This window comes from uncultured Campylobacter sp., assembly GCF_938031315.1.
In the GTDB taxonomy this organism is placed as follows: domain Bacteria; phylum Campylobacterota; class Campylobacteria; order Campylobacterales; family Campylobacteraceae; genus Campylobacter_B.
The window spans coordinates 1-2,941 of record NZ_CALHHT010000154.1; the positions used below are offsets into that span (position 1 = coordinate 1).

The following is a 2,941-nucleotide window of genomic DNA, read 5'->3' on the forward strand; positions in this document are numbered from 1 at the left end:
CAGGGCCAGGACATTTTTTACGAGAGCTTGCGAGCAAGGGGACGCGGATTCTTGCGTAAATTTGGGCGTCACGTATTTTAAGGGCGATGGCAGGCAAAAGGATTATGCGCTTGCTGCAAAGTATTTTAGCGAGGCGTGCGAGAAAAGTGGCGAGTCGCTAGCCTGCTCAAATTTGGCGTATCAATACGAGAAGGGCTGGGGCGTAGCGAAAGATAAAAAGAGGGCGCGTGAGCTTTACCAAAAGGCTTGCAAGCTCGGAAGATTTGATGCTTGCGAGCATTTAGAGACTATGAGATGAGAGGCTCTAACATCAAGCGCGAAAGGCGTACGATAAATAAACTAACCAATGGCCGAGTTAGTAAAACATATCTCGGAATAGCCTAAAACAAGTGGCAGGCTTAAATTTAAATAGAGATAAAATTTTAATAAAGCGTTAGCGAGCGTTAGTAATTTAAAATTTGCGAGGTAGATGATGAAAATTTCAAAATATAATGCAAGCGGCAACGATTTCGTAATCTTTACGGATTCGGTTAAGGAGGATAGATCCAAGCTGGCGCGCGAGCTATGCGACAGGCGCGAAGGGGTGGGCGCCGACGGGCTCATCGTCGTGCTGCCTAAATTTAACGGCATAGACGGGATAAATTTCGAGTGGGAATTTTATAATAGCGACGGCAGCACTGCCGATATGTGTGGCAACGGCTCGCGCGCGGTGTGTATGTACGCGTATGAGAATTTTTTGGCAGGCAAGAGTATGAAATTTTTAAGCAGCGCAGGGGTAATCGACGGCGAAATTTTCGGGATTTTCGGCGGTAATCTAAACGGCGGCATGCAGGGCGAGCTTAGAAACGTGAGTTTCGGCGAAATTTTTAATCTACGCGATAATGCTCACGCGTTAGTGGCTAACGTCGAGGTAATGCTGGTGCAACCAAAACGCCTGGGCGAGAGCTTTGACGAGGCCGGGCGAACGTGGTATTTTTATAACACAGGTGCGCCTCATCTGGTAACATTCACGGAGGATTTGAGCGAGGTTGACATCGCGTTAGCACGCGAACTGGGCGAAAAATACAACGCTAACGTTAATTACGCGTTAGTACAGAAACGGGTCGCAAACGTGATTCTAAAAGTGCGTACTTACGAGCGAGGCGCAGAAGCCGAAACGCTTGCATGTAGCACCGGAATGGCGGCATGCTTTATCGCAAGCGTAGAAAATATGGGCTTGGTGGCAGATATGCGCGTGGTGCCCGCAAGCGGCGAAATGCTAAATTTACGCTTGGCAAGCAACGGTAAAATTTATTTTCGCGGCGACGTTAGGCACACTTTTAACGGTGAGTTTATAGGATACGTGGAGTAGGCGCCATGGAATTTCAAGTAAGTTTCGGTACAATTTTGCGTAAATTTTACTTTGCTCTATTTCGAAAATAATAAATTTACAGGGCCGTCGTAGAATTTAATTTTAAAATGAAGTTAAATTCTCAGATTGCCCCGCGTAATCTATTTTGCTACTTACTTATATATGTCAAGGGCGATTTTTAATTGCTCTTTGAATGTTTGCCTTAGATCTGTCGGCTCCAGTACTTCGATATCGGGAAGCCACCTTTTCACAAACGGCAATATCTCCATATCTTGAGTGAAATCTATACTAAAAGTAACGCTGCCGTCACCCAAACTCTCTTTAAATTTTTGAGTCGGAAAAAAGGGCTTCATGCCTTTCCTAAAATATATGGCGACTTTTGGCGAGGCCTTTAACAGTGCTATTCGCGATGGCTCCGAGGGCAGGCTCATAGCATTTTGTATTTTATTAAAATGCGTTTTATATTTCTCCAGGATCCCGCCTTGATAATTTTTCGAGCTTTTACTAAGCGATACGATAAAAGCCGCTCTTAAAAGCCTAAAATTTCCCTCGGCATCCTCGATAGCCAAATACCAATTACCGTCCGTAAAAATTATTTTCAGGCACTTTACGTCAATTAAATTTTCTACTTCACCGATATATTTATACTTGATATTTCGGTATTCTTTATTTTTAACGGCATTTCGAAGCTCGCTCAAATATCTTTTACTAGGCTCATCTTGTAAAACCTCCAAAGGGTTGGTTCTGAATAAAAATATGTCTGAATCCTCTTTTAATTGTTTAGATACTTTCTCTTTTTCATGTTTATCTAAATCGCTAAATAAGCTAGGATCATTTTCGTTTAATAAACTAATTAACCAGCCTAAATCATCATTATATCTTAAAAGACGTTTTAAAACGTCGATTATATCTTTGCTTTCGTCATATACTCTTAATACTTTTACCGATCTCTTGCCGTACCCCATAAGCTTGCTTTCTACTCTAAAAGCGTTTGGAAATAGCTTGTCGATTTCGACAATATACCTTCTAAGCGTTCTTTCTTTAATCCTTAGCTCATCTAAAAGCTCTGTATCAAAAGGGCAAATTTCTTGTTTTGCAACTAATTTTTTTAAAATTTCAAAGATAACTAGCGTTTTATTGTCTGCATCTGATGATATTACAACTCCTCGTATTCTCTAAATCTTGCGTGTTTAAATTCTCGCTTAATTACGACTTTGCCGTTTTCTACCCGCTCGCTTACGATGCGGTTGGTAGTCGCATACACGGCGATCAGACCCATATTTTGAGCAAATCTTATCATATTATAAGTCGCTCCGAAATCGCCCTGGACCAGCAATACGTCACCCGCTTTTGCTTGCTTTTTGAGTTTATTTTTATACGTTTCAATAAATTTTATTACGCTTTTTTCAGACGGATCTATATCGCTCCAGCTCACATCGACTATATTTATAAATTTATCGATATTTAAATTCTTCCTCGCGTCTTCTTCTTGCTCCCGCGTCAAGGTGTGGTTTATTAGTGTAAAGAGGGTTTTCATTCACCTGCCCCTAAAATATCGTCCTCTATGCAAAATTTTTTATAGTCTTCTAA

At 41.4% G+C, this 2,941-nt stretch carries 4 protein-coding genes; 2 read left to right on the forward strand and 2 right to left on the reverse strand.

Annotated features, from left to right (window positions below; genetic code table 11):
• Together Q0236_RS04165 and dapF are read left to right on the forward strand one after the other, a co-directional pair.
• On the forward strand, positions 1-298 hold a 298-nt coding region (locus Q0236_RS04165), incomplete at its 5' end, for a tetratricopeptide repeat protein (RefSeq protein ID WP_297915416.1).
• A gap of 174 nt (positions 299-472) precedes the next feature.
• On the forward strand, positions 473-1,351 hold the full coding sequence (gene dapF / locus Q0236_RS04170; protein WP_297915418.1) for a diaminopimelate epimerase: 879 nt from the start codon (positions 473-475) through the stop codon (positions 1,349-1,351).
• Between the two features lie 152 nt (positions 1,352-1,503).
• Here dapF and Q0236_RS04175 read toward each other — a convergent pair whose 3' ends face one another.
• Together Q0236_RS04175 and csx20 are read right to left on the reverse strand one after the other, a co-directional pair.
• On the reverse strand, positions 1,504-2,316 hold the full coding sequence (locus Q0236_RS04175) for a WYL domain-containing protein (RefSeq protein WP_297915420.1): 813 nt from the start codon (positions 2,314-2,316) through the stop codon (positions 1,504-1,506).
• Between the two features lie 191 nt (positions 2,317-2,507).
• The gene (gene csx20, locus Q0236_RS04180) at positions 2,508-2,888 is read right to left on the reverse strand and encodes a CRISPR-associated protein Csx20 (protein ID WP_297915422.1); all 381 of its coding nucleotides are present in this window, start codon (positions 2,886-2,888) and stop codon (positions 2,508-2,510) included.
• Between the last annotated feature and the right edge of the window lie 53 nt (positions 2,889-2,941).